20 protein-coding genes are annotated in these 26140 nt (G+C 71.3%); 12 read left to right on the top strand and 8 right to left on the bottom strand.

Annotation, left to right across the window (positions count from 1 at the left end; translation table 11 throughout):
• Positions 1 to 242: 242 nt before the first annotated feature.
• The gene (zapE, locus tag HUN58_RS16715) at positions 243 to 1193 is read right to left on the bottom strand and encodes a cell division protein ZapE (protein WP_175326176.1); all 951 of its coding nucleotides are present in this window, start codon (positions 1191 to 1193) and stop codon (positions 243 to 245) included.
• A 190-nt stretch (positions 1194 to 1383) separates the two neighbouring features.
• Here zapE and HUN58_RS16710 point away from each other — a divergent pair, with 190 nt between their 5' ends.
• The 7 genes from HUN58_RS16710 (at position 1384) to HUN58_RS16680 (ending at position 10383) form a co-directional block, all read left to right on the top strand.
• On the top strand, positions 1384 to 2289 hold the full coding sequence (locus HUN58_RS16710; RefSeq protein WP_141861376.1) for a sulfurtransferase: 906 nt from the start codon (positions 1384 to 1386) through the stop codon (positions 2287 to 2289).
• Positions 2286 to 2738 (top strand): SufE family protein, encoded by a 453-nt coding sequence (locus HUN58_RS16705; RefSeq protein WP_141861374.1) that lies wholly within the window; start codon positions 2286 to 2288, stop codon positions 2736 to 2738. Before HUN58_RS16710 ends, HUN58_RS16705 begins: the two co-directional genes overlap by 4 nt.
• A 148-nt stretch (positions 2739 to 2886) precedes the next feature.
• Entirely contained in the window at positions 2887 to 8211 is a 5325-nt protein-coding gene (locus tag HUN58_RS16700; protein ID WP_180225223.1) for a DUF6531 domain-containing protein, read from the top strand.
• A 32-nt stretch (positions 8212 to 8243) separates the two neighbouring features.
• Positions 8244 to 8651, top strand: coding sequence for a hypothetical protein (locus tag HUN58_RS16695; protein WP_141861371.1), 408 nt, complete (start codon positions 8244 to 8246; stop codon positions 8649 to 8651).
• A 178-nt stretch (positions 8652 to 8829) separates the two neighbouring features.
• Complete coding sequence (locus HUN58_RS16690) at positions 8830 to 9084, top strand: DUF6188 family protein (protein WP_180225222.1); 255 nt, start codon at positions 8830 to 8832, stop codon at positions 9082 to 9084.
• Positions 9021 to 9608, top strand: a complete 588-nt coding sequence (locus HUN58_RS16685; RefSeq protein WP_180225221.1) for a DUF6188 family protein — start codon at positions 9021 to 9023, stop codon at positions 9606 to 9608. Before HUN58_RS16690 ends, HUN58_RS16685 begins: the two co-directional genes overlap by 64 nt.
• Positions 9583 to 10383, top strand: a complete 801-nt coding sequence (locus HUN58_RS16680; RefSeq protein ID WP_180225220.1) for a hypothetical protein — start codon at positions 9583 to 9585, stop codon at positions 10381 to 10383. The genes HUN58_RS16685 and HUN58_RS16680 overlap by 26 nt, the downstream gene beginning before the upstream one ends.
• Before the next feature lie 653 nt (positions 10384 to 11036).
• On the opposite strand, the gene HUN58_RS16675 is transcribed toward HUN58_RS16680, so the two are convergent.
• Positions 11037 to 12260: a S9 family peptidase gene (locus HUN58_RS16675; RefSeq protein WP_180225219.1), complete on the bottom strand. Its 1224-nt coding sequence runs from the start codon at positions 12258 to 12260 to the stop codon at positions 11037 to 11039.
• A gap of 23 nt (positions 12261 to 12283) precedes the next feature.
• On the opposite strand from HUN58_RS16675, the gene HUN58_RS16670 reads away from it, so the two are divergent.
• The 4 genes from HUN58_RS16670 to HUN58_RS16655 all read left to right on the top strand — a co-directional run bounded on the left by HUN58_RS16670 (position 12284) and on the right by HUN58_RS16655 (position 17668).
• A complete protein-coding gene (locus HUN58_RS16670; RefSeq protein WP_144801333.1) occupies positions 12284 to 12865 on the top strand; it encodes a DUF3000 domain-containing protein in 582 nt (193 codons plus the stop codon).
• A gap of 134 nt (positions 12866 to 12999) precedes the next feature.
• On the top strand, positions 13000 to 14190 hold the full coding sequence (locus tag HUN58_RS16665) for an HRDC domain-containing protein (RefSeq protein WP_254631702.1): 1191 nt from the start codon (positions 13000 to 13002) through the stop codon (positions 14188 to 14190).
• Positions 14191 to 14315: 125 nt separating this feature from the next.
• Positions 14316 to 15527 (top strand): thiolase family protein, encoded by a 1212-nt coding sequence (locus HUN58_RS16660; RefSeq protein ID WP_174778420.1) that lies wholly within the window; start codon positions 14316 to 14318, stop codon positions 15525 to 15527.
• Positions 15528 to 15529: 2 nt separating this feature from the next.
• Entirely contained in the window at positions 15530 to 17668 is a 2139-nt protein-coding gene (locus HUN58_RS16655; RefSeq protein ID WP_180225217.1) for a 3-hydroxyacyl-CoA dehydrogenase NAD-binding domain-containing protein, read from the top strand.
• Positions 17669 to 17801: 133 nt separating this feature from the next.
• Here HUN58_RS16655 and dxs read toward each other — a convergent pair whose 3' ends face one another.
• The 5 genes from dxs to dut all read right to left on the bottom strand — a co-directional run bounded on the left by dxs (position 17802) and on the right by dut (position 24913).
• Positions 17802 to 19736 carry a 1-deoxy-D-xylulose-5-phosphate synthase gene (gene dxs, locus HUN58_RS16650; protein WP_180225216.1) on the bottom strand — a complete coding sequence of 645 codons (1935 nt, stop codon included), beginning with the start codon at positions 19734 to 19736 and terminating at the stop codon, positions 17802 to 17804.
• Positions 19737 to 19876: 140 nt separating this feature from the next.
• The gene (locus HUN58_RS16645; protein WP_141861362.1) at positions 19877 to 22732 is read right to left on the bottom strand and encodes an aconitate hydratase; all 2856 of its coding nucleotides are present in this window, start codon (positions 22730 to 22732) and stop codon (positions 19877 to 19879) included.
• Positions 22733 to 22860: 128 nt separating this feature from the next.
• Entirely contained in the window at positions 22861 to 23664 is an 804-nt protein-coding gene (locus HUN58_RS16640) for a DUF3159 domain-containing protein (RefSeq protein ID WP_058742501.1), read from the bottom strand.
• A gap of 38 nt (positions 23665 to 23702) precedes the next feature.
• Positions 23703 to 24425 (bottom strand): DUF3710 domain-containing protein, encoded by a 723-nt coding sequence (locus HUN58_RS16635; RefSeq protein WP_083520041.1) that lies wholly within the window; start codon positions 24423 to 24425, stop codon positions 23703 to 23705.
• Positions 24422 to 24913, bottom strand: a complete 492-nt coding sequence (dut, locus tag HUN58_RS16630; protein WP_180225215.1) for a dUTP diphosphatase — start codon at positions 24911 to 24913, stop codon at positions 24422 to 24424. Before dut ends, HUN58_RS16635 begins: the two co-directional genes overlap by 4 nt.
• Before the next feature lie 65 nt (positions 24914 to 24978).
• Here dut and HUN58_RS16625 point away from each other — a divergent pair, with 65 nt between their 5' ends.
• Positions 24979 to 25410 (top strand): DUF3093 domain-containing protein, encoded by a 432-nt coding sequence (locus HUN58_RS16625; protein WP_058742503.1) that lies wholly within the window; start codon positions 24979 to 24981, stop codon positions 25408 to 25410.
• Between the two features lie 164 nt (positions 25411 to 25574).
• Here the strand turns inward: HUN58_RS16625 and HUN58_RS16620 are convergent, their stop codons facing one another.
• Positions 25575 to 25874 carry a DUF4193 domain-containing protein gene (locus HUN58_RS16620; protein WP_031272446.1) on the bottom strand — a complete coding sequence of 100 codons (300 nt, stop codon included), beginning with the start codon at positions 25872 to 25874 and terminating at the stop codon, positions 25575 to 25577.
• Positions 25875 to 26140 lie beyond the last annotated feature (266 nt).

The following is a 26140-nucleotide window of genomic DNA, read 5'->3' as shown; positions in this document are numbered from 1 at the left end:
GCGGCTCTCGGTTCCGCCTCGGGTGCTGATGAGTCTGGCGAGGCGAGGTTTCACGAGGGAGCACGAACTGTTTCGTGGGTGTAACGCGGTGGGCCGTTCTGTAAACGTCGTGTTTCGGGGAGCAGGACACCCCCCGGACGGGAGGCGCGTGGCGGCCCCGCCACGTGCCTCCCGTCCGGTGGGTCGCCGCCCCGCCAGCCGCCCCCGTCAGGCGGCCGCGGTGGTGGTGGCCGTGGCGTCCGTCAGTCCGCGGCGCGCGACAGCGCGACCACGCGCGACGCGGCGCGCAGGTACTTCTTCCGGTACCCGCCGTCGAGCATCGCCTGCGGGTACACCTGGTCGAGCGGCGTGCCGGACGCGACGATCCGGACCTGCGCGTCGTACAGCCGGTCGACGAGCGCGACCCACCGCAGCGCGTCGGTCTGGTCGGTGAACGCCGCGACGTCGGTCAGGCCGACGGCGTCGAGTCCGTCGACCAGCGCGACGTACTTCGAGGGGTGCACCGACGCCAGGTGCGCGACGACGGACCGGAAGTCGTCGAGCGTGGTCGCCCCGGTCGGCAGCGCCGCGGGGACGTCGTCGACCGTCCGGGCGTGCTCGTCGACCGCGCGGCGTCGGTAGTCGAGCCCGTCGATCCGCATGGTCTCGAAGCGATCGGACATCGCCTGGATCTCGCGCAGGAAGTCCTGCGCCGCGAACCGGCCCTCGCCGAGCGCGCCCGGCGGGGTGTTCGACGTCGCCGCGAAGCGGGTGCCGGTGTCCGCCAGCTCCTTGATGAGCCGGGTCATCACCATCGTGTCGCCGGGGTCGTCCAGCTCGAACTCGTCGATGCAGACGAGCGCGGTCCCGCGGAGCAGGTCGACCGTGCCCTGGAACCCGAGCGCACCGACGAGCGCCGTGTACTCGATGAAGGTGCCGAAGGTCTTGCGGGACGGCTCCGCGTGGTACGCCGCGGCGAGCAGGTGGGTCTTGCCGACGCCGAACCCGCCGTCCAGGTACACACCCGAGCGCGCCGGCGCCTCGGCGGGCTTGCGGCGACCGAACAGGCCGCGCTTCGCCGGCTCCGGCCGGGTCGCGACGAAGGCCTCGACCGCGTCGCGGACCGCCGCCTGCGAGGGGTACTCCGGGTCCGGTCGGTAGCTCGCGAACGAGGCGTCCGCGAACTGCGGCGGCGGCACGAGCGCAGCGGCCATCTGCTGCGGCGTCACCTGCGGGTCACGGTCGACGAGGTGTGCAGGCAAGTGGGCCCCTCCGGGAAGCATGTCGTGCGGTGTCACGTTGCAGGTGGCGGACGGCACGTTGCAGGTACCGTTGCCCGCGGGCACCGAGGACCGATCCTAGCCTCGGCCGCCCCGTTCGTCCCGCACCCTGGAGGTACCCCCGATGACCGCACCGGTCGACCCGTCCGAGAAGTTCGCCGCCTACGCCCACCCGGAGCGCCTGGTGTCGACCGAGTGGCTCCAGGAGCAGCTCGACGCCGGGACCCCCGACCTCGTCGTCGTGGAGTCCGACGAGGACGTCCTGCTCTACGAGACGGGCCACGTCCCCGGAGCGGTGAAGATCGACTGGCACACCGACCTCAACGACCCGGTGCAGCGCGACTACGTCGACGGCGAGGCGTTCGCGCGACTCGTCGGCGGCAAGGGCATCGGCCGCGACACCACCGTCGTGATCTACGGCGACAAGAACAACTGGTGGGCCGCCTACGCCCTCTGGGTCTTCACGCTCTTCGGGCACGAGGACGTCCGCCTGCTCGACGGCGGCCGGGCGAAGTGGATCGCCGAGGACCGTGCCCTGACGACCGACCGCCCCGAGGTGACGCCCGTCGACTACCCGGTGGTCGAGCGCCACGACGAGCCGGTCCGGGCCTTCAAGGACGACGTGCTCGCGCACCTCGGCAAGCCCCTGATCGACGTGCGGAGCCCCGCCGAGTACGACGGCTCGCGCACCACCGCACCGGAATACCCGGAAGAGGGCGCCCTGCGCGCCGGCCACGTGCCGACCGCCGTCAACATCCCCTGGGCCACCGCGGCCGCACCGGACGGCACCTTCAAGTCGCGCGAGGAGCTCGACGCGGTGTACCGCGACGGTGCCGGGATCGGCGACGCGGACGAGGTCATCGCGTACTGCCGCATCGGCGAGCGGTCGAGCCACACCTGGTTCGTGCTGCAGCACCTGCTCGGCTACGAGAACGTGCGGAACTACGACGGGTCGTGGACCGAGTGGGGCAGCGCCGTCCGCGTCCCGATCGCCGTCGGCACCGAACCGGGTACCGTTCCCTCTCGATGAGCACCGAACTCCCCCGTTCCCTCGCCGAGATCCGCGACGACTTCCTCGAGCTCTCGCAGCAGGACCGCCTCCAGCTGCTCCTCGAGTTCTCCGACGAGCTCCCCGCGCTGCCCGAGCGACTGCAGGGGCACGAGGACGAGCTCGAGCGCGTCGAGGAGTGCCAGTCCCCCGTGTTCATCACCGTCACGGTCGGGGCCGACGGCGATGCCCCGGACGTCGTCCGCATGCACGCGACCGCCCCGCGCGAGGCGCCGACCACCCGCGGGTTCGCGTCGATCCTCGCGCAGGGGCTGTCCGGCCTCACCGCGTCCGAGGTCCTGGCGGTCCCGTCGGACTACCCGCTGACGATCGGGCTCAGCGAGGCGGTCAGCCCGCTGCGCATCCGCGGCATGGTGGGGATGCTCGGTCGGGTGCAGCGGCAGGTGCGGGCGGCGGTCGCCGCCGCCTGATCCGCACCCCCTGACGGACGGGAGGCACGGTGCCAGCTGGCCCCGTGCCTCCCGTCCGTCGTCTCGTCGCATACGACATTCCGCATGCTGGACGCTGCGATGGGGCCTGTGCCAGGATCGAGGGGTCATCGGGGGGGGGGGAGACGACATGGCGAAGATCCACGGCAACGATCCGACGGGGTACTCGTACGGCGACGCTGACACGCTGAAGACTGCGGCGCGCAGGCTCGCGACGTCGATCGACGGCCAGACCGGCGCACGGTCCACGGCGGTGACGAACGCGGAGCGGGAGTTCCGGGGGTACTTCTCCGAGGTCTTCGCCGACAACGCCGGCATCGCCTCGCACAGCGCCGGCAAGCTCTCCGAGGCGCTCTCCTCACTCGTCGGGTTCGTCGACGAACTCCGTCAGGCGGCGGAGCAAGAGGACCGACGCCGTGCCGACGCGAAGGCGTGGGAGGCGCGGAAGCGGGAGCGTGAGGAGAACTTCTTCGTCGGTGCGGCGCACGAGGTGTCGACGTGGTTCGGCGCCGAGGACGACCCGAAGCCCCCGGAACCGCAGCCTGAGCCCCAGCTCCAGGCCGATGCCGTCTCGGTGCGCGGTCGTACGATCCCGACGGCCGGAGGCGGCAGCGGAGGCACGTCGTCAGCGGTGCCGGCCGATCTCCGCTCCTTCGCGTCGAGCAGCAGGGGGGCCGACGACTCCCTCGCCGGCGCGGTGTCGTCGTTCCGGAACGCCCTCAGCGACTACGAGTCCGGGTGCAACACCCGATGGGGCACGCTGCACGCGCAGTCACTCGTGACCGCGGTACAGGACTGGCTTACGGACAACGGGCACGACGCGGCTTGGGCCGACACGGTCGCCGCGCAGTTCGAGGCCGCGGGCGGCGGGAACGGACCCGCCACGCTCTCGGACGCCTCGATCGCCGCGGCGCTGGCCGCGGCAGGCGTGGCGGTCGGACGCGACGACTTCACCATCGGCCCGTTCTCCGCGATGGGGACACCGCCCACGAACGGGTTCGCCGACGACCCGGTGAACACCGCGACGGGGAACTTCCTCGAGCCAGAGGACGACCTGACGTTCGGCGGTGCTGCGGCGTCCCTCCGGTTCTCGCGGACGTACAACTCGCTCGACGACCGGGTGGGGTCCTTCGGTCTCGGTTGGTCGTCGGTGCTCGACATCCGGCTGGAGCTCAGCGACGAGCTGGCCTCGATCGTGCTCGAGGACGGGCGCCAGGTCGACTTCCCCCGCGAGGGCGACGGTTGGGGTCGCGGCGTGGGGCAGGACCTCTGGCTCCGTCGCGATGGGGCCACCCTCGTCGTCTCGGACAACACGGGGGGTCGATGGACCTTCTCCGCCGCCGGTGTCTGGCTCTCTGCCGGACGTGGCTCGGGCACGGGCGTGTCCGCTCTCCGCGACGCCGACGACCGGATCACTCGACTCGAGCACGAACTCGGTCGTGCGCTCGACGTGGAGTACGAAGGCGACCGCGTCGTGTCAGTTTCAGCGTCCGATGGCCGGCGTGTGCAGTACCGGTACGACGATGCGCGCCGCCTCGTCGCCGCGCAGGACACCGTCGGCGCGCGACGCTACCGGTGGAACGACGCCGGCTTGATCGACCAGGTGACCGCCGCGACGGGCGTCGTCGAGTGCACCAATGCGTACGACGGCCGGGGGCGTGTCGTCGAACAGCGCACTCCGTTCGGACGCACCGTCCGGTTCTCGTACCTCCAGGGCAGGGTGACGTCGGTCTCGGACGCTGACGGCAGCAACGCGAACACGTGGATCGCCGACCGGAAGGGCCGGGTCGTCGGGATCATCGACGCCGACGGTGCGCGTCAGTCGATGTCCTACGACCGCCACGGCCACCTGGTGTCCGTCACCGAACGCGACGGGTCGGTGACGGTGCACGGGTACGACGACCGCGGACGCCGCACGCGCACCGTGACCCCGGACGGCGCCGACGTGACGTGCGGGTACGACGACCAGGACCGGCCCACCACCGTGGTCACCGCAGACGGCGCGATCGTCGAGTACGAGTACCGGGGCGACGACCGGAACCCTTCCGTCGTCACCGATCCCGTCGGCGGACGGACGCTCCTCGAGTGGCGCGCCGGGCAGTTGGCTCGCTGCACGGACCCGACCGGTGTGGTCGTCACGTTCCACCACGACGACCACGGCGACCTCGTCGCGATCGAGGATGCCGACGGGGGGACGGCGTCCTTCACCCGGGACGCAGCTGGGCGTGTCGTCGAAGCGGTCACCCCCCTCGGCGCCCGGACGACGTACCGATACGACGCGGCAGGCCTGCTGACCGCTCGCGAAGCTCCGGACGGCGGCGTGTGGCGGTTCGAACACGACGATGCCGGGCGCGTGATCGCCACCACGGATCCGACGGGCTCCCGGACGGCCGTGGAGTACGGCACGCACGGCGAGGTCACCGCGACCATCGACCCGCTCGGCCGCCGCATCACGACCCTGTTCGACGACCTCGGCAACGTCTCGGCCGTCACCCTGCCCGACGGGGCGGAGTGGCGGTTCGTGCACGACGCGCTCTCGCGGTTGCGCACCGTCATCGACCCCGCAGGCGGTTCGTGGAACCGTGAGTACGACGCCATCGGCGCCGTCCTGGCAACCGTGGACCCGACCGGTGTCCGCACCGCTGCCGAGCGGAAGCGTGCCGACGGCACGACGATCGTCAGTTCCGCGTTCGAGGACGTCAGTGTCCGCACCGATGCGCTCGGACGACCGATCGGCCTCCGGCAGGGAGACGGCTCAACCACCGTGACCGTGCGTGATGCGGCTGGAAGGATCGTTGAATCGCTGGACGGTGAGGGTGGTCTGACCCGCATCGAGCGCGACCTCGCGGGCCGGATCGTCGCCGTCACGACGCCTGCCGGTCGGACGACGACGTACACGTACGACCGGTGCGGGCGTCCGGAGACGGCCACGGACCCGCTCGGCGGCCGGACGTCGCTGCGGTACGACGCCGACGGACGGGTCGTCGAGCGGGTCGATGCGAACGACGACGTCGAGCGCACCGAGTACGACGCGGTCGGTCGGGTCACCTCCGTCGACGTCCCTGGCTTCGGGATCATCCGGTACCGCTACGACCGGGCGGGACGTGTCGTCGAGGCACGGGACCCGCGATTCGGTCGCCGCTCGTTCCGGTACGACGCGGCGGGGCAGCTGGTCGCGGCGACCAACGGCCTCGGCGGGGTGACGCGCTACGAGTACGACGCCCGCGGGCGGCTCGTCCGCACCACCGATCCGCGCGGAGCAGTCACGACGCGGACCTACACCGAGCTCGACAAGGTCGCCAGCTCGACGGACCCCCTCGGCCGCACGACGAGCGCGACGTACGACGCTGCCGGTCGCCAGATCTCCCAGACGGAGCCCGACGGCACCGTGCTTCGGTGGGAGTACGACGCAGCCGGTCGAGAGACGGCCCAGTACGTGGACGACGCACTGGTCGCTCGCATCGAGCGCGACCCGCGCTCGCGGACCGTGACCATCTCCGACCACACCCGACCGGACGTTGCCAGTGCCCACCTGCTGGAGTACGACCGGCGGGGTCTCCTCGTCCGCCGAGTGACGGACGGTCGAGAGACGCGATGGACGTACGACGCGGACGGCCTGCGTACCTCGGTGCACGCGCCGGACGGCTCCGTGACGCGCATCGAGCGTGATCCCGCGGGTCGGCCGGGCACCGTCGAGCACACCGCGTTCGGCGCCGTCCATCACGAGTACGACGGCGCCGGACGACTCACGGCGGTGCGCACGGCAGGGACGAGCGACTCCTGGTCGCACGACCGCGGGCTCGTCGTCGGACACACCAGCTCCGACGGGGACTCGACGGCGACGACACGACTGACCCGCGATCGAGACGGTCGGCTCGTCGGGATCGAGCGACCGGGCACGACGACGGTCTACGAGCATGACGCAGCGATGCAACTCGTCCGTGCCGGCACCGACGGAGTGGAGACAACGTGGTCCTACGACGCCGCCGGCCGACTCGTCGTCGAACACACCAAGGACAGCACTCGCACGTTCGAGTACGACGATGCGGGCCAGCTCGTCGCGGTGACCGGGCCGGAGGGGAGGACCTCGCACGAGTACGACGCTCGCGGGCAGCGCGTCCGGAGCACCGCCCCGGACGGCACGGCGACCCGCTACTCGTGGGACGGGCGGGGGTGGCTTCGACTGATCGCCCCGGGCTCGTCGAGCACAGCGATCCACGTGGACGCGCTCGGCGACCTCGCCGATGTCGACGGCGTCCGACTCGACTGGGACGCCGCTGCCGCTGTTCCCACCCTGCTGGCCGTCGACGACTCCCCCGTGCTCCGCACGTCGGTCGGACTGCTCGGCGGCTCGGAGAGCCCTGGCGCGACGGGCTGGCGGACGGCCCGCAGCACGCCGGAGACCGATCCGTGGCAGCTCCTCGCCTCGGTCGGCGGCGGGACCGAGGGGGCGCTCTCGTTCGGCGCGGACGGAACGCCCGTTGTGGCCGGACTCGAGTGGATGGGGGCGCGCGCCTACGACCCTGCAACCCGCGGTTTCCTCTCGACCGACCCGGTCACCGCACCAGCGGGGGCAGCCTGGGGCGCGAACCCGTACTCGTTCGCGGGCAACGACCCGCTGCACGCGGTCGACCCACTCGGCCTCGCGCCGATCACCGACGCCGAGCTCGAGGCGTACGCCGCCGCCGAGCAAGGGCCGCTCGCGCGGGCGGCAGCGGCGACCGGTGACTGGTTCAAGGACAACTGGGAGTACGTCGCCGGCGGGGCGATGGTCGTCGCGGGTGGTGCGCTCATGCTCACCGGCGTCGGCGGCCCACTCGGCGGGATGCTGATCGGTGCCGGCGCGGACACGATCATTCAGAAGGCGACGACCGGCGAGGTGAACTGGGGGCAGGTCGCCGTCAGCGGAGCGTTCGGAGCGGTCGGCGGCGGCCTGGGCGCAGCGATCGGCAAGCACTTCGTCGGGAACGCCGTCGAGGGCGCCGTCGAGAACGTCGCGAACACCGTCGTCAGCGGTCAACCACTCACGCCCACAGACCTCCTCGGTTCCGCCACTGAAGGTGCTGCGGCGTCGGCCGCTACCGGTGGCATGATGTCGAAGGTGCACCTGCCGTCGGCGGTGAACAAGCTCGGCGACGAAACGCCGCAGGTCAAATCAGTCCCCGACGGCCAGTGGTTCCCACGGAGACCCCTCCCTCGAGACGAGACAACAGGTGCCGACCTGCCAGAGTCAGACTTCGCCCACACCCAGCTGGGGTGGCGCAAGGGCAGTAAAGGACCCTACCCACAAGCGCGCGAATTCTCTGATGATGGTCAAGTCGTGCGAACCATCGACTTCACTGACCATGGTCGCCCCAAACTTCACACCAACCCCCATCAGCATCGGGCAGTGCCGAATCCAACGGGCGGAACTGCGCAGCGGGGCGACCCTGAGCCACTACCGGAGCTCCAATGATCTCGTACGAACGTCCGATATATTCTGCACCCGTGGGCCAGATCACTTTCCGGAACGTGTTCAGGGCCCTCAGTCCAGAACCCATGCACTGGCTGATAACCGAGCTCTGGATGACTGCGATACCGGGATCAAGTGTTGATGTCTTGGACTTGGAACGCAAAGTCTCCAAAGCTGATGGGCAAGGAGCATGGTTCTCGCATCTGGAGATGGTGCGGATCGCTGAAAACTGCGACCAAATGATCGATGGTGAGTTCCTGGGCTATCTGACCGCCAGCGGATCAGAATCTCCCGTGCCGGTTGTCCGCATTGATTTCTTCGACAGCGCAACGGCGACTGTGATAATCGACGACACGGCATTGTCAGTATCCAGCGAGCTTGAGGAGCTCCTCGGAGTCGGAGTTCCACAGAGCGTGATGGAGACTCGTGCCTCAGAGATTTGATCGAGCAAGCTCCACTGGTCAGATCGGAAATCGGCTGGACAAAGGCGACCCTGACCAGTTACCCATCGCTCAACGCGAGATCCACAAGACCGAGGCGGACGCGCACGCGCACGAGATGAGCGCTCGTCCGTCCACGGAAGCACGGCCAGACGATGGATCGCCGCAAGGAGCGCGCACGATGAACGAACTGGTCGTCGAGGACGTCCCGTTGCTCCTCGTCGGAGAGACGGTCGACACCATCTGGGTCGATCACGCGCTCCGACTCCTGCTCTCGAACGGCGCCACCGTCATCCTCGAGTGCCCGTTCTCCCTCGGTCGGTCCCCCGACGCCGCAACGATGATCGACCCGGAGGGCGACAAGTCGGGCTGGTGCCGGCTCTCCGCCTGCACACGCTCGAGGTCACCGCGGCGCGCGCCACGGGATCGACGCTGACGATGACGTTCTCGGACGGCTCCCGACTGACCGCCGGACCGCACCCGGAGTTCGAGTCATGGCACTACGTCGGACCGGAGACCCCTCCGACGATGATCGTCATGATGCCGGGCGGGGGCCCCGCTATCTGGCTCCACCACGAGCAGACGGAGCAGGAACCGGCGGAACGGGTCCGGTCGCTCCTGCTCGCGTACCTCGACACGCTCCCCGCGCGGCGAACGGCGGAGCTCCGCCAGCAGGCCGAGGCGGTGCGGGCCGTCCGCGAGACAGCTCCGCGGATCTGGGACGTCGTGCTCGCGGAGACACCCCGAGCCGACTTCCCCGACGGTCCCCTTCCGGGATCGCTGGCCTACCGCACCGACCAGGCACCGCTCGCGGGTGAGGTCCTCGTGTGGATGCTCGACGGCCGGATCGATTCCGTCGAACTACCGTGGTTCACCACGGAGATGCCGGCCGGACTCCCACGACCGGAGCAACTCATCCGCACCGCGATCGAAGGTGACGGAGGACACGGTGTTCGGTAGACGGAAGAACGCCGAGCGGTCGGCGCAGCAGTTCCATCAGGCCGACAGCCGCGAGCAGCTGTTCGCGGAGCTCTCCGCCGAGACCCGCGCCGACCCCGAGGCGTTGTTCACGATCGAGGTCGTCGACCACGCGCAGCCAGGGCCGGCCCTCGACGAGCGCGCACAGCGACTGTCCCGGACCGGGGTAACACGGACACCGCTGGCGGCCCCGGATCCGGCCGTGCTCCCTGCGTCCGCCGCGACCGCCGACGCCTTCCACCCGCTGAGCCGGCCGCCGTTCTCGGCGGCAGCCGGTGACGTCTTCGTGATCCCGGACGGAACCGGCGGTGCCGTGCTCGGGCACGTGATCGCCGAGGTCTTCGACGCCGTCTACGTCGCCGTCTTTCGGCGCCCGGAGGACGTTCCGCCGCCGGCGGACCCGCTCGTGGTGCTCGCCACACAGCCCGTCGTCGCCGGGCTCACCCTGCCGGCGAGGTTCCAGCCGGGCATGTGGGAGGTCGTGGGCACGGCCACACCCGACACGCGCCGACTGCTCCCCGCGTACTCGTGGGGCACCGCCGCGGACGGTGTGCAGGTCACGGACTTCTCCGGCAGCAGGTCGCGGCCAGCGAGTGTGGTCGAGGCCGAGACCGTTCCGCGACAGGCGGTCGTGTCCCCGTTCTTCGTCGACATCGCCGTCCGGGCGGTGGCCGGCGTGGTCGACTGGCACCCGGACTTCGAGCACCTCCGCTACCGCGCGTCACCGCGGTCCGTCGATGTCTTCCCCGAGGTTTGACGTGACGACCTCCGGCACGAGCGTCCCGGTCCTCCGCGCGACCCTTCCCAGGCGCTCCGATGTCCCTCCCCGTGCCCACGAGATCCTGGCCGCTCTGCCGGACGACACCGAGGTGGTCGCCTACGACGCCCCCGCCGCTGCGCTCGCCCGCGCACTCCGCCGGAGCAGACGAGCGGGCGAGCCCGGCAACGATGCCCTCGCGGCGCCCCTCGATGCGCTCGGGGACGACCCGGTCCTGGTCCGCCAGGTCGACCTCGGCAACGAGCTCCTCACGGTCCTGCACCGGTCGAACTCGTCCGACTCCTCGCGCCCGACGACCCCGTCAGACGCTTCGAGCAGGGCGCTCGATCGACCGCTCAGACGTTCGCGACCAAGTTCGGTCTGGCCGCCGAGCGGGGCTCCACGGTCCTCGACCTCGACTCCTTCGTCGCCGCGGTGTCCCGCTTCGGCGCTGACGACCTCCCCTTCTGTGCACTCGACGTTCCCGGGGCGGTGGTGACCGTCGCGTTCACGCCGGACCGCACGGCGGTCCTCGCGACGACGATCGCGCGACGACCAGCGGACGACCAGGGCGAAGACAGGAGCTGACCCGGGACGGACGGGAGGCACGGTGCCGGCTGGCACCGTGCCTCCCGTCCGTCACCCGGTCGCGTCTACCGAGCGCTGGTCGCGTCCGTCGGCTGCACCACCTCGGTCAGCCACGCGAGGATGCGCGCGTCGAACCAGTCCGCGTCATGGTTCCAGAGCTTGGTGTGCCGCGCCGTGGTCTGCACCTCGAGCCGCACGATGTCGGGCCGTGCGCGTGCCAGGTCGTGCGACGCCGAGGACGGCACGAACCCGTCGTCGTCGCTGTGGAGGATGAGGATCGGCACCGTGAGTTCGTCGGCCCGCGCGACCATGTCGAGCTCCCGCAGGTCGACGGGGTGGTCGAGCCCGGCGACGTGGTGCAGGACGGGGGTGCGGAGGAGCCGCTGCGCGACCTTCCGGACCGGCCGCGGCAGCTTCAGGACCCGGCTCTGCGACTTGAGCACCGCGTGCCAGTCGACGACGGGCGACTCGAGCACGATGCCGTCGACGAGCCCGGCGAACCGGGACCGGACGAGGGTCTGCAGCACGACGGCCCCGCCCATCGACCATCCCATGAGCACGACGCTCCTGGCCTGCTGCGCGGTGAGCCAGCGGAGCACGGCGTCGACGTCCTCCCACTCGGTGCTGCCGAGACCGTAGCGGCCGTCGGTGCTCCGCGGCGCGACGCCGTCGTTCCGCCACGAGGCGAGGACCACCGAGTACCCGGCGGCGCGGAAGACCGGGACGGCGCGGATGGTCTCGGCGCGGGTCACGCCCCGGCCGTGCACGAGGACCGCCCACGGTGCGTCGGGGTCGTCGGCGCGGACCACCCACGCGGGCGCCGGGCCGTTCGGCGTGGGGATGTCCACGTCCTCGACCGGGACGTCGAGCTCCCCGGGCGTCAGGTAGAACCAGCCACCCCACCGGCCGCGGCGGGCGGAGCGGGGGTCGCCGGCGTCGATCGCGATGATGCGCCGGGTGACGGTGGTGTCGGTGATGCCGAGGACCTCGCCGACGCGCATGTGCCCGGTGCCGCCGCCGAACCACAGGCTGTACCGGCCCTGCAGCTCGGTGTCCGCGGTGCGCTCGAGCGTGACGGTCATGGCACCGGGGTCGACGGCGTGGATCGGGACGCGTTCGGTGCGCTTGCGGTCGGGCGTGACGACGGCACGGGCCACGGCGGCGACGAAGCCACCGACCACCGCGGTGGCCACGGCGGTCGCCGCGATGCCGGCTCCCAGCGCCACGAGCCCGGCCGACCGAGCGGTCTCCTGGACGACGTCCTCGGCGGGTCGCGCGGATCGGGACATGGCCGGGAGCCTAGTCTGCATGCGTGTCCGAATCCCGTGAGCCCGAGGCCTTCGAGCGACTCCGCGCGTTCGTGGCGTCGGGCCGGACCCGCACCGAGACCACGGTCACCGAGATCCCCTCGCCCTCGCGGATCGCGCCGCACTCCATCGCCCTCGCGGCGGACGTCTCGGGCGCCGTGCACGGCATCGACTCGGACCTCGGCACGGGGCGGTTCATCGCCCTGCACGACCCCGACGAGCCGGACGGCTGGGGCGGTGCGTTCCGCATCGTGACGTTCGCCCAGGCCCCGCTCGAGCCGGAGATCGGCGTCGACGAGTTCGTGGCCGACGTGACGTGGAGCTGGCTCGTCGATGCGCTCGCGGCCCACGGCGCGACGTACGACCGGGCCTCCGGGACGGCCACCAAGATCATCTCGCGCGGGTACGGCGACCTCGCGGCGCAGGGCGACGGCGCACAGCTCGAGCTCCGTGCTTCGTGGACGCCCCGTGACGAGGACCTGACCGCGCACGTCGAGGCGTGGGAGGAGATCGTCGCGATGCTCGCGGGACTCCCCCCGGCATCGGACGGCGTGACCCTGCTGGCTCCGAGGAGGACCACGAAGTGACCGACCCCGCCAGCGAAGCCGACCACACCGCACCCGGCGGCTCGGCCGTTTTTCCGGCAGCACCGGGCGCCCCGGCCGCCCCGGCAGCATCGGCCGCCCCGGCTGATCCCGCCTTCGAGGACTCGCACGCCGCTGTGCGCGTGATCGAGGACCGCGACGAGTACCTGCGCGCGGTCGCCGCCATCGCCGCCGGCCACGGCCCCGTCGCAGTCGACGCCGAGCGCGCGAGCGGCTACCGGTACTCCCAGCGGGCGTACCTCATCCAGGTCTTCCGCCGCGGCGCCGGCGCGTTCCTGTTCGACCCGATCGCGATCGGCGACTTCACCGAGCTGCAGGACGCCATCGTCGACGAGGAGTGGCTCTTCCACGCGGCGTCGCAGGACCTGCCGTGCCTGCAGGAGGTCGGCCTCGTCCCGACCCGCATCTTCGACACCGAGCTCGGGGCCCGCATCGCCGGCTTCCCGCGCGTCGGCCTCGGCGCGGTGGTCGAGCAGCTGCTCGGCATCACGCTCGCCAAGGCCCACTCGGCGGCGGACTGGTCGACCCGCCCGCTGCCGCAGTCCTGGCTCGTGTACGCGGCGCTCGACGTCGAGCTGCTGCCCGACCTCCGTGACGCCCTGGCCGCAGCGCTCGACGCCGCCGGCAAGTCCCGCATCGCGGAGGAGGAGTTCGCCGCCGTCCTGACCCGCGCGCCGAAGCCGCCCCGTGCCGAGCCGTGGCGCCGGCTGTCCGGCATGCACGCGCTGCGCGGTGCCCGAGCGCTGGCGATCGCCCGCGCCCTGTGGACCGCCCGCGACGAGTACGCCCGTGCGGCCGACGTCGCCCCCGGTCGGACCATCCCGGACGCCGCGATCGTCGCCGCGGCGGCCGCCGCACCGGCCACGAAGGCCGAACTCGGTGCGCTCAAGGCCTTCACGGGTCGGGCCAGCCGGTCGGAGCTCGACCGCTGGTGGGCCGCCGTCGACGAGGGCCGCACGACCGAGGACCTGCCGAAGCTCCGCGGCTCGGGCGAGGCCACGCTGCCCCCGCCCCGGGCGTGGGCCGACCGCAACCCCGATGCCGACCGCCGCTACAAGGCCGCTCGCGCCGCGGTCGTCGCGCGCGCCGAGGAGCTCGACCTGCCCGTCGAGAACCTCCTCACGCCGGAGACGCTCCGCCTGGTGTCGTGGGAGCCGCCGACGCCGATCGCGACCGAGACCGTCGGTGCCGTGCTCGCGTCCCACGACGCCCGCCCGTGGCAGGTCGAGGAGACGGCCTCGCGCATCGCGCACGCGTTTGTCGCTGCTGGACAGGCCCCTGCTGCCGAGAGCAACACCGGCTCGTAGGAACACCCCAACGGGCATGCGCCCGTCCAGGCTCCGGGCATAGCGTCGGAGCAGTCGCCGGGCACAGCCCGGCCGGTCGGGGCGGAACGTGCCCCGACTCGATCGAAGAGGATCTGGAGGCCCGAGTGCCCAAGGCATCAGACGTCGTGTTCGTGGACGGAGTCCGCACCCCGTTCGGACGAGCCGGTGAGAAGGGGGTGTTCTGGAAGACCCGCGCGGACGACCTCGCGGTCCACGCGATGCGCGGGCTGCTCGACCGGAACAGCCAGCTCGACGGTGCGGCGGTCGACGACGTCGCCGTCGCGGCCACCACCCAGCAGGGCGACCAGGGCCTGACGCTCGGCCGCACCGTGGGCATGCTCGCCGGTCTGCCGAAGTCGGTCCCCGGCTACGCGATCGACCGCATGTGCGCCGGCGCCATGACGAGCGTCACGACGCTCGCCGGCGCGATCGCCTTCGGCGCCGCCGACGTCGCGATCGCCGGCGGGGTCGAGCACATGGGCCGCCACCCGATGGGCTTCGGAGCCGACGTGAACCCCCGGTTCGTCGCCGAGCGCATGGTCGCGAGCGACGCGCTCGTCATGGGCAGCACCGCGGAGCGCCTGCACGACCGGTTCCCCGCGATCACGAAGGACCGCACGGACGCCTTCGCCGTCCAGTCGCAGCAGCGCTACGCCGCCGCATGGGGCGCGGGCAAGCTCCAGCCCGACGTCGTCCCGGTCGAGGTCAACACCGGCGAGGGCTGGGACGTCGTCACGGCGGACGAGCCGCCCCGACCGGGCACCACCCTGGAGGCACTGGCTGCGTTGCGCACGCCGTTCCGGCCCCACGGACGGATCACCGCCGGCAACGCGGCGGGCCTGAACGACGGCGCGACGATGAGCCTGCTCGCATCGGAGGACGGTGCGAAGCAGCACGGTCTGCCGACGAAGATGCGCATGGTCTCGTTCGCGTTCGCGGGCGTCGACCCGGAGGTCATGGGCATCGGCCCGGTCCCCGCGACCGACAAGGCCCTCCGCAAGGCGGGACTCACCATCGACGACATCGGCCTGTTCGAGATCAACGAGGCGTTCGCCGTCCAGGTGCTCGCCTTCCTCGACAACTACGGCATCGCGCAGGACTCGCCGAACGTCAACGCCTGGGGTGGCGCGATCGCCGTCGGCCACCCGCTGGCGTCGAGCGGTGTCCGCCTGATGAACCAGCTCGCGGCACAGTTCGCCGAGCGCCCGGACGTCCGGTACGGCATCACCACGATGTGCATCGGACTCGGCCAGGGCGGCACCGTCATCTGGGAGAACCCGAACTTCAGCAAGAGCGCGGCACGGAAGGCGGCCTGAGCATGACCACCACCCCGATCGACCAGCTGACCGAGCTCAGCGCGGACGAGGTCGTCACCCACTCGTACGTCAAGCACGTGGCGCTGCCCTCCGGCGGCACACTCGCGCTCATCACGCTCGACAACGGCAAGGACCACAAGCGCCCCTCGACCCTCGGACCGCGGACCATGCGCGAGCTGTCCGACGTGCTCGACACCCTGCGTGACGCCGCCGGGAAGGGCGAGGTCCAGGCCGTTGCGATCACCGGCAAGGAGTACTGCTTCGCGGCCGGCGCCGACCTGTCGCAGGCCGCGGCGCTGCCCTCCCGCGAGGTCGCGCACGAGCTCGGCGTGCTCGGGCACACAACGCTCCGCAAGTTCAGCGAGCTGGGCGTCCCGTCGTTCGCGTTCGTGAACGGCATCGCCCTCGGCGGTGGCCTCGAGGTCGCCCTGCACTGCACGTACCGGGTGTTCTCGTCCGCAGCGCAGGGCATCGGCCTGCCCGAGGTGTTCCTCGGGATCATCCCCGGCTGGGGCGGCGCGACGCTGCTCCCCCGCCTGATCGGGCCGGAGAAGGCGCTCCGCGTCATCGTCGAGAACCCGCTCAAGAACAACCGCCTGATGGACGGCCCGGCCGCCGTCGAGATCGGCATCGGCGACGCGCTCATCCCGTCGGTCACCTTCCTGCCGTCCGCGGTCGCATGGGCTGACGGCGTCGTGTCCGGCCGCACCAAGGTCGTCCGGAAGAACGAGCCCGGCATGCTCGAGAAGGCCGCGTGGGGCACGGTCGTCAAGGTCGCACGGGGCCAGGTCGCATCCAAGATCGGCACGGTGCCGAAGTCGCCGTTCCGCGCGCTCGACCTCGTGGCGGCCGCGAAGAGCGGGAGCCTGGACGAGCGCTTCGCGGGCGAGGACGACGCCCTCGCCGACCTGCTCGCCGGTGACCAGTTCGCCGCGTCGATGTACGCGTTCGACCTCGTCCAGAAGCGGGCGAAGCGTCCCGTCGGAGCCCCGACGGACGTCGAGGCGAAGAAGATCACCAAGGTCGGCGTCCTCGGCGCCGGACTCATGGCGTCACAGTTCGCGCTCCTGTTCGCCCGCCGCCTCGGCGTCCCCGTGGTGATCACGGACGTCGACCAGGCACGGGTGGACGCCGGTGTCGAGCGCATCCGGTCCTCGGTCGACGAGCTCCTCGCCAAGAAGCGCGTCTCCCCCGACGACGCGAACCGCATCAAGGCGCTCGTCTCGGGCTCGGTGTCCTACGACGCGTTCGCGGACGCCGACTGGGTGATCGAGGCCGTCTTCGAGGAGATGTCGGTCAAGCAGGACGTGTTCCGGAAGATCGAGCAGGTCATCGCGCCCGACGCGATCCTCGCCACGAACACGTCGTCGCTGTCGGTGTCCGAGATGGGCTCGGTGCTGTCCGACCCGTCGCGGCTCGTCGGCTTCCACTTCTTCAACCCCGTCGCCGTCATGCCGCTCCTCGAGGTCGTCCGCACGGAGCAGACCTCGGACGAGACGCTCGCGACGGCCCTGGTCGTCGCGAAGACCCTCAAGAAGACCGCGATCATCACGGCCGACCAGCCCGGCTTCGTCGTGAACCGGGTGCTCGCCCGCGTCCTCGGCGAGGCGATGCGCGGCGTCGAGGAGGGCACGCCCTTCGCGACCGTCGCCGAGGGTGCGGCACCGCTCGGTCTGCCGATGTCGCCGTTCGAGCTGCTCGAGCTCGTCGGGCTGCCGGTCGGCGCGCACGTGCTCGACTCGCACCACGCCGCGTGGCCGGAGCGGTTCTACCCGGGCGACGGGCTGAAGCGCATCGCGGAGCACGGCGCGATCCTGACCCGCGACAAGAAGGGCGCCGTCACCGGGTACGACCCCGCTGCCGTGAAGCTCGTCGCGCCCGCGAAGAAGGACGCCCAGCCGGTCGACGCCGCGACCATGCAGCAGCGGTTCGAGGACGCACTGGCCGACGAGGTGCACCGCATGCTTCAGGACGGGGTGGTCGAGCACGTCGAGGAGATCGACCTCGGCCTGATCCTCGGTGCGGGCTACCCGTTCCAGGCCGGCGGCATCAGCCCGTACCTCGACCGGTCCGGAGCGTCCGAGCGCGTCTTCGGCGGCACGTTCCACGACCCGGCGATCGTCGGTCCCGCCTCGCGCTAGCCGGACCCACCGGTCGATCGAACCACGGAACCGACATCGGACCAGGCACTCGTCCTGGTTCGATGTCGGTTCCGTGGTTCAACGCCGCGGCGAACGAGCGCGGGCCCGCCACCGCACCGCGCGAACCACGCGCTCAGCGCTCCGCGGACTCCCGCGTGCGCGCCGGCTTCGCCTGGGGCAGCTTCGTACCGACGACCTGGTCGATGACGTCCCGCGCGATCGCCTGCGCGGTCAGCCCGACGTCGGCCAGGATCTGCGACCGCGACGCGTGGTCGATGAACGCGTCCGGCAGCCCGAGCTCGTTCACGCCGGTGTCGACCCCGGCCGCCCGCAGGTCCTGTCGCAGCCGTGTCCCGACGCCCCCGACCCGGACGCCGTCCTCGATCGTGATGACCAGCCGGTGCTCGCGGGACAGGTCGACCAGCGATGCGGGGATCGGCACGACCCACCGCGGGTCGACGACCGTCGCGCCGATGCCCTGCGCCTCGAGCAGGGCCGCGGCGTCGAGCGCCACCGGCACCATAGAGCCGACCGCCACGAACAGCACGTCCGGCTCTTGCCCGTCGGTCGGGTCCCGGAGGACGTCGACCCCGTCGGACAGACGGCGGAGCGCCGGCAGGTCCGGTCCGACGGAGCCCTTCGACCAGCGCAGCACGGTGGGGGCGTCGTCCACGGCGACGGCCTCGCGGAACTCCTCGCGCAGCGTGACCGCATCGCGCGGTGCGGCGATCCGGATTCCCGGCACGACCTGCAGGAGCGCGAGGTCCCACATGCCGTGGTGCGAGGGACCGTCCGGACCGGTGATGCCCGCGCGATCGAGGACGAACGTCACCCCGGCGCGGTGCAGTGCCACGTCCATGAGCACCTGGTCGAACGCCCGGTTGAGGAACGTCGCGTAGAGCGCGACCACGGGGTGGAGCCCGCCGAACGCGAGCCCGGCGGCGGTGGTCACGGCGTGCTGCTCCGCGATGCCGACGTCGATCACCCGCTCGGGGTGCTGCTCCTGGAACAGGTGGAGTCCGGTGGGGCGCAGCATGGCGGCGGTGATCGCGACGATCCGCTCGTCCGCGGCGCCGACCGACGCCAGTTCGGACGCGAAGACCGACGTCCACGAGGGCCCCGACGACACGTCGAGCGACTCCCCCGTCTCCGGGTCGATGTGCCCGACCGCGTGGAACTGGTCCGCCTGGTCGCGGAGCGCCGGCTCGAAGCCGTACCCCTTCTCGGTGATGGCGTGCACGATCGTCGGCGCTCCGTAGGCCTTGGCCTGCCGGAGCGCCGCCTCCATCGCGCGCTGGTCGTGCCCGTTCACCGGACCGATGTACTTGATGTCGAGGTTCGAGTAGAGCGCCTCGTTGTTCGTGAACCGCGACAGGAAGCCGTGCAGGCCACCGCGCACCCCGCGGTAGAAGGCCCGACCGGGTGCACCGAAGCGCGATGCGACCGCCTGCGACTTCTCGAACAGCGCACGGTACTCACGGCGCGTGCGCACCGAGCTGAGGAACCGCGCCATCCCGCCGATCGTCGGCGCGTAGGACCGGCCGTTGTCGTTCACGACGATCACCATGCGGCGGTCGTTCGCGTCCGAGATGTTGTTGAGGGCCTCCCACGTCATGCCGCCCGTGAGCGCGCCGTCCCCGACGACGGCGACCACCGTGCGGTCGTCCTGGCCGGTCTGCCGGAAGGCCCGCGAGATGCCGTCCGCCCACGACAGGGACGACGACGCGTGCGACGACTCGACGATGTCGTGCTCGGACTCGCTGCGCTGCGGGTACCCGGCGAGGCCGCCGCGCTCCCGGAGGCGCGAGAAGTCCTGTCGACCCGTGACGAGCTTGTGCACGTACGACTGGTGCCCGGTGTCGAACACGAACGGGTCGTGCGGCGAGTCGAACACGCGGTGCATCGCCAGCGTGAGCTCCACCACCCCGAGGTTCGGCCCCAGGTGCCCGCCGGTCTTCGCGACCTCGGCGACGAGGAAGCGACGGATCTCGACGGCGAGCTCCGTCATCTGCGCGTCGGACAGACGCTTGAGGTCGCGCGGCGACGAGATGCTGCTGAGCAGGCTCACGAGCGCTCCTTTCGTGGGGCAGGTCACCACACTATCCGCGGGACCGGACGACGGACTGGAGGCCCGTGGCGGTGTCGCCACGGGCCTCCAGTCCGTCAGGTGGTCGCGTCAGCGACCGGTGCGCGCGTCGCGCGCCGTGCTCAGACGAGCGAGCGGAGCACGTACTGCAGGATGCCGCCGTTGCGGTAGTAGTCGGCCTCACCCGGGGTGTCGATGCGGACGACCGCGTCGAACTCCACGGGCTCCTTGCCGGCGGGCGAGTGCTCGCTCGGCGTCGCGGTGACGTGCACCGTCTTGGGCGTCCGACCCTCGTTGAGCTCGGTCAGCCCGGAGATCGAGACGACCTCGGTGCCGTCGAGGCCCAGGGACTCGGCGGACTCGCCGGCCGGGAACTGCAGCGGGACGACGCCCATGCCGATCAAGTTCGAGCGGTGGATGCGCTCGAAGCTCTCGGTGATGACCGCCTTGACGCCGAGCAGGTTCGTGCCCTTGGCCGCCCAGTCGCGCGACGAGCCCGAGCCGTACTCCTTGCCGCCGAAGATGACGAGCGGGATGCCCTGCTCCTGGTAGTGCTGCGATGCGTCGTAGATGAACGACTGCTCGCCGTCGGCCGTCGTGAAGTCACGGGTGTACCCGCCCTCGACGCCCGCGCCGTCGTTCGCGTCCGCCAGCAGCTGGTTGCGCAGTCGGATGTTCGCGAACGTGCCGCGGATCATCACCTCGTGGTTGCCGCGACGCGAGCCGTAGGAGTTGAAGTCCTTGCGGTCGACACCGTGCTCGGCGAGGTACTTGCCCGCCGGGCTGTCCGCCTTGATCGACCCCGCCGGCGAGATGTGGTCCGTCGTGACCGAGTCGCCGAGCTTCGCGAGCACGCGGGCGCCCGAGATGTCCGAGACCGCGTCGGGCTGCATCGTCATGCCCTCGAAGTACGGAGGCTTCCGGACGTAGGTGGACTCGGTGTCCCACTCGAAGGTGTCGCCCGTCGGGGTCGGCAGGTTCTTCCAGCGGTCGTCGCCCTCGAACACGGAGCCGTACTCGTGGGTGAACATCTCCGTGTCGATCGACGTGTCGATGACCTGCTGGACCTCGCCCGCGTCGGGCCAGATGTCCTTGAGGAACACGTCGTTGCCGTCCTGGTCCTGGCCCAGGGCGTCGGTGTCGAAGTCGAAGTGCATCGAGCCGGCCAGCGCGTAGGCGATGACGAGCGGCGGCGACGCGAGGTAGTTCATCTTCACGTCGGGGTTGATGCGGCCCTCGAAGTTGCGGTTGCCCGAGAGCACCGCGGTGACGGCGAGGTCGTTGTCCTGCACGGCCTGCGAGATCTCCTCGGGCAGCGGGCCCGAGTTGCCGATGCAGGTGGTGCAGCCGTAGCCGACCGTGTAGAAGCCGAGGTCCTCGAGGTAGCTGGTCAGCCCGGCCTTCTCGTAGTAGTCGGTGACGACCTTCGAGCCCGGCGCGAGGGTGGTCTTCACCCACGGCTTGGCCTTGAGGCCCTTCTTCGCGGCGTTCCGCGCGAGGATGCCGGCGGCCATCATGACCGACGGGTTCGACGTGTTCGTGCAGGACGTGATCGCGGCGATCGCGACGGCGCCGTGGTCGATCGTGAACGCGTCGCCGTCGCCCACGGTGACCGAGGTCGGCTTCGAGACCGTGCCCGGGGCGCTCGAGGCGTGCACCGGGACCTCGGACGGCTGCGCGTCCTGCAGGTCGTCGACGGCGTGCTCGTCACCGGGGGCCGCGGCGACCGGGTCGGACGCCGGGAAGGTGTCGGCGACGGCCTTGTCCGCCTCGGAGTGGTCGATGCTCGCGTAGTTCGCGAGGTCGACCTCGAACTGGTCCTTGGCCTTCGAGAGCTCGATGCGGTCCTGCGGGCGCTTCGGGCCGGAGATCGACGGGACGACCGTCGACAGGTCGAGCTCCATATACTCGGAGTACGCGGGCTCCACCGACGGGTCGTGCCACAGGCCCTGGGCCTTGGCGTACGCCTCGACGAGGGCGATCTGGTCCTCCGACCGGCCCGTCAGGCGCAGGTAGTCGAGCGTGACGGCATCGACCGGGAAGATCGCGGCGGTCGAGCCGAACTCGGGGCTCATGTTGCCGATGGTGGCGCGGTTCGCGAGCGGGACCTCGGAGACGCCCTCGCCGTAGAACTCGACGAACTTGCCGACCACGCCGTGCTTGCGGAGCTCCTGCGTGATGGTGAGCACCACGTCGGTCGCGGTGACGCCGGCCGGGATCGAGCCGGACAGCTTGAAGCCGACGACCTTGGGGATGAGCATCGAGACGGGCTGGCCGAGCATCGCCGCCTCGGCCTCGATGCCGCCGACGCCCCAGCCGAGCACGCCGAGGCCGTTCACCATCGTGGTGTGCGAGTCGGTGCCGACGAGCGTGTCCGGGTACGCGTAGAGCTCGCCGTCGAACTCGCGCGTGTACGTGACCTTGGCCAGGTACTCGATGTTGACCTGGTGGACGATGCCGGTCCCCGGCGGGACGACCTTGAAGTCCTCGAACGCGGTCTGGCCCCAGCGGAGGAACTGGTAGCGCTCCCCGTTCCGCTCGTACTCCAGGTCGGTGTTGCGCTGCAGCGCGTCCTCGCGGCCGAACAGGTCGGCGACGACGGAGTGGTCGATGACCATCTCGGCCGGCGACAGCGGGTTGATCTTGTTCGGGTCGCCGCCGATCTGCGCCATCGCCTCGCGCATGGTGGCGAGGTCGACGATGCACGGCACACCCGTGAAGTCCTGCATGACCACACGGGCCGGCGAGAACTGGATCTCGGTGTCCGGCTCGGCGTCGGGCCGCCACGAACCGAGGGCGCGGATCTGCTCCTCGGTCACGTTCGCACCGTCCTCGGTGCGGAGCAGGTTCTCGAGCAGCACCTTCAGGCTGTACGGGAGCTTCTCGTGCCCCGGCACCGTGTCGATCCGGTGGATCGCGTAGTCGACACCCCCAACCGACAGTGTGTCCTTCGAGCCGAAGCTGTTGACTGCAGCCACTGTGCCGCCTCCCTACTGATCGGTGTGCCCCCATCTTCGCGGGCCGCGGAACGTCCCACCAGCAAGGCAAACCTAAACCCGGCGGCGCTGCTGCGCCCCCGGCAAACTGTCTCGATGTCGAGACAACTCTACACCGCGGCGGGGTCGTCCCGTCGCGTGAACACCGTGCGGACGAGCAGCCACGTGACCCAGAGCACGGCGGCGTAGAGCGGCACGCCGAGGATCAGCTTGAGGCCCGCGAGCAGTTCGACCTGCGCCGTCAGGTACAGCGGCACCTCGACCGCCAGGCGCACCGCGAACAGCCCGACCCAGATCCACGTGGCGACCGTGAGCACCCGGCGCTTCGCGGGGTCGGCGCGCCAGTCGACGTGCGAGCCGTCCTCGTTCGCGGGCAACAGGAAGCCGACGACGACGCCGATGAGCGGCCAGCGCACGGCCAGCGTGACGAGGAGTCCGACCAGCCAGACGGCGTTGATGACGATGCCGGGGATGAAGTTCGTCTCGGCGCGGCCGGTCAGCAGTGCCAACCCGGCCGACACCGCGACGCCGAGGATGCCCGCGAAGGACATCGTCACCGACTGCCGCTGCACCAGCCGGAGCACCACGAAGACCAGCCCGACGACCACCGGGATCACGACGCTCGGGACGAGCTCCTTCGTGATCGTGTAGACCACCAGGAACGCGAGCCCGGGCAGGATCGACTCGGCGAGGCCGCGGACGCCGCCGACGGCACCGAGCAGGTCGCGGCCGGACGGTGTCTCGCCCGGGGCGACCCGGGCGATCCCGGCGTTCTGCACCGCCGCGCGGAACTGCTCGGAGAAGCTCGGCTGGTCCGGAGCGACACCCGGCCCGTCGCCGGACGACGCCGTACCGGACGGATCGGTGCCGGGCGTCCCCGTCTGCGGTCGGGTGGTCTCGTCGCGGTCCGGCACCGTGCCTCCTGGCCGTGTCTCGAGTCTGGGCGTGCCGGTCAGACGGCCGACTGCGTCGACTTCGGCATGTGCAGCGGGATGAGGTCGCGCGGCGGCATCGGCGTGGTGCCGCGCACCACGACGACGCTGCGGAACAGCTCCTCGATCTCGGCGGCGTCCTCCGGACGCTCGGCGGCCTTGCCGGCGATCACGCCGCGCAGGAACCACCGCGGACCGTCGACACCGACGAAGCGGGCCGGGCGCGCGCCGTCGGTGCCGCCCGAGCCGTCCGTGACCACCGGCACGAGGGCACGGAGCTCGGGGCCGAACGGGCCGTCCACTTCCTGCACCGTGCCGCCCTGACGCTCGATCTGCTCGGCGATCTGCGCGCGGATCTCGTGCCAGAGCCCGGTGGACCGCGGCGCGGCGAACGGCTGGACCTGCAGCGTCGACTCGTCGTAGTCGAGCCCGACGGCGACGACGCGCTGCGAGCCCTCCTCGACCTCGAGCCGCAGGTGCAGCCCCTCGCGCGGCAGGACCTTCACGCCACCGAGGTCGACGTACGGACGCACCAGGTTCGCCTCGGTCTCGTCGTGCGGCCCGTTGGCGGCACGGTCGTCCGGGGCGGACTTGTCGGTGGGCGCGACCGCGTCCACCTCGTCGAGGTCCGCGTCGGCGTCGGCTGCGAGCTCGACCTCCGGCGTCGTCCCCGCGACCTCTGCGTCCTCGGCGACGGCCTCCGCCACCTCGACCTCGTCACGCTTGCGTCGGCCGAACTTCATGCGCCCGTCCCTTCCTGGATGTCGACGGCGGCGTCGCGCGCGACACCGCTCCGGTCACCGTAGCCCGAGGAGCCGAACCCGCCCTCACCGCGGCGGCTCTCGGGGAGGTCGTCCACCTGTGTGAAGACCACCCGGGGCACCGGCATGACGATCAGCTGGGCGATGCGGTCGCCCGCGTGCACCTCGTAGGGCTCGGCCTGGTCGGTGTTGAGGAGTGCGACCTTGATCTCCCCGCGGTAGCCCGCGTCGACGGTGCCCGGCGCGTTCACGATCGTGATGCCGTGCTTCGCCGCGAGCCCACTCCGGGGCACCACGAACGCCGCGTACCCCTCGGGCAGTGCGATCCGCAGCCCGGTGCCCACGAGGCGTCGCTCGCCGGGACGGAGCACGATCGCCTCGGTCGAGACGAGGTCGGCACCGGCGTCGCCGGGGTGGGCGTACCCGGGAGCGTGCTCCCCGGTCCAGAGGACGTCGACTGGTTCGGTCACGTGACGAGGGTAGTGCAGACCGTGACCGTTCCGTGACCTGCCCCGGTTCGTGGTCGAATGGTCCCGTGACCCTGTACCGCGAACGTCTCTGGGCGCCGCCCGCCCTCTACCTGGCGACGGCGCTCGTCATCCCCGCGAGCCTCCTCGTCTTCCTGCCGATCAGCGTCCTCGCCGGCGTGCTGGTCGCGATCGGCATGTACGTCGGGATCGTCGTGCTGCTCTGGGCGCTCGCCCCGACCGTCGAGGTCACCGAGACCGAGTTCCGTGCGGGCAAGGCGCACCTGCCGCGGACCCTCGTCGGCGAGGTCGCCGGCTTCGAGGGCGCCGAGGCCACCACCCAGCGCGGACCGAAGCTCGACGCTCGCGCGTGGACGCTCTTCCGCGGGTACGTGCGCGGGGTCGTGCGCGTCGAGGTCGCGGACCCGGCGGACCCCACCCCGTACTGGCTGGTCAGCGTGCGGAACCCGTCGGCGGTCGTCGCGGCGTTGCGCTCGTAGGCGGTCACCGCCGACCCGGCCTGGAGGCACGGAGCGCGCCCGCCCCGCCGGTCACGTCCGCCTGCGCTCGCGTGGTCGACCATGCGGACTGCCCGGACGTGCGGAACGGCCCGCCTCCCCGAGGGGAGGCGGGCCGTTCCGCGTCGCTCGACGCGGTGTGCTGCTCAGAGCGCGGCGCACTCCGCGCAGACCGGGCCGAGCTTCGACTCGTGGTCGAGCTGCGAGCGGTGCTTCACGAGGAAGCACTCGACACAGGTGAACTCGTCGACCTGCGGCGGCAGCACTACGACGTCGAGGTCGACGTCGCTGAGGTCCTGTCCGGCGAGCTCGAAGCTGCCGGGGTTGTCCGAATCATCGTCGACGACCCCCGACATCTTGTCGGGAACGCGCTCCTTCAGGGCTTCGATCGACTCCGAGTCGGAGGAGTCGTCGGTCTTCCTGGGGGCGTCGTAATCGGTGGCCATGCCCATCCATTTCTCGTATCGAGAGGTCGTCGCCGGTGATCGGCGGCGACAGTTTGCACCACGACCCGGCAGAGCGCAAACCGAACGCGGTGCGGGATCGTCAGGCCGTGCAACCCGGCGCCGGACCCGGACATTCCCGCGTGCCACGGACGGACCCGCCACCCGTCCCGGGCATCCCGCGGCGCGCCCGTGCGCCTCCCCGCGATCGACCCCGGCCGGCTGCATACTCCTCGGGTACGCGCACGACCGTACGAACGCTCGGGAGG

Source organism: Curtobacterium sp. Csp1, from assembly GCF_013347185.1.
Note: the sequence above shows the minus strand (reverse complement) of the source record. Positions and strands in the feature narration are given on the sequence as shown.

Excerpts from the sequence above, each read along its gene's own strand:
- zapE (WP_175326176.1), bottom strand. The coding sequence starts at position 1,193 with ATGGCCGCTGCGCTCGTGCCGCCGCCGCAGTTCGCGGACGCCTCGTTC.
- HUN58_RS16710 (WP_141861376.1), top strand. The coding sequence starts at position 1,384 with ATGACCGCACCGGTCGACCCGTCCGAGAAGTTCGCCGCCTACGCCCAC.
- HUN58_RS16705 (WP_141861374.1), top strand. The coding sequence starts at position 2,286 with ATGAGCACCGAACTCCCCCGTTCCCTCGCCGAGATCCGCGACGACTTC.
- HUN58_RS16700 (WP_180225223.1), top strand. The coding sequence starts at position 2,887 with ATGGCGAAGATCCACGGCAACGATCCGACGGGGTACTCGTACGGCGAC.
- HUN58_RS16690 (WP_180225222.1), top strand. The coding sequence starts at position 8,830 with ATGAACGAACTGGTCGTCGAGGACGTCCCGTTGCTCCTCGTCGGAGAG.
- HUN58_RS16675 (WP_180225219.1), bottom strand. The coding sequence starts at position 12,260 with ATGTCCCGATCCGCGCGACCCGCCGAGGACGTCGTCCAGGAGACCGCT.
- HUN58_RS16655 (WP_180225217.1), top strand. The coding sequence starts at position 15,530 with ATGACCACCACCCCGATCGACCAGCTGACCGAGCTCAGCGCGGACGAG.
- HUN58_RS16635 (WP_083520041.1), bottom strand. The coding sequence starts at position 24,425 with ATGAAGTTCGGCCGACGCAAGCGTGACGAGGTCGAGGTGGCGGAGGCC.
- HUN58_RS16620 (WP_031272446.1), bottom strand. The coding sequence starts at position 25,874 with ATGGCCACCGATTACGACGCCCCCAGGAAGACCGACGACTCCTCCGAC.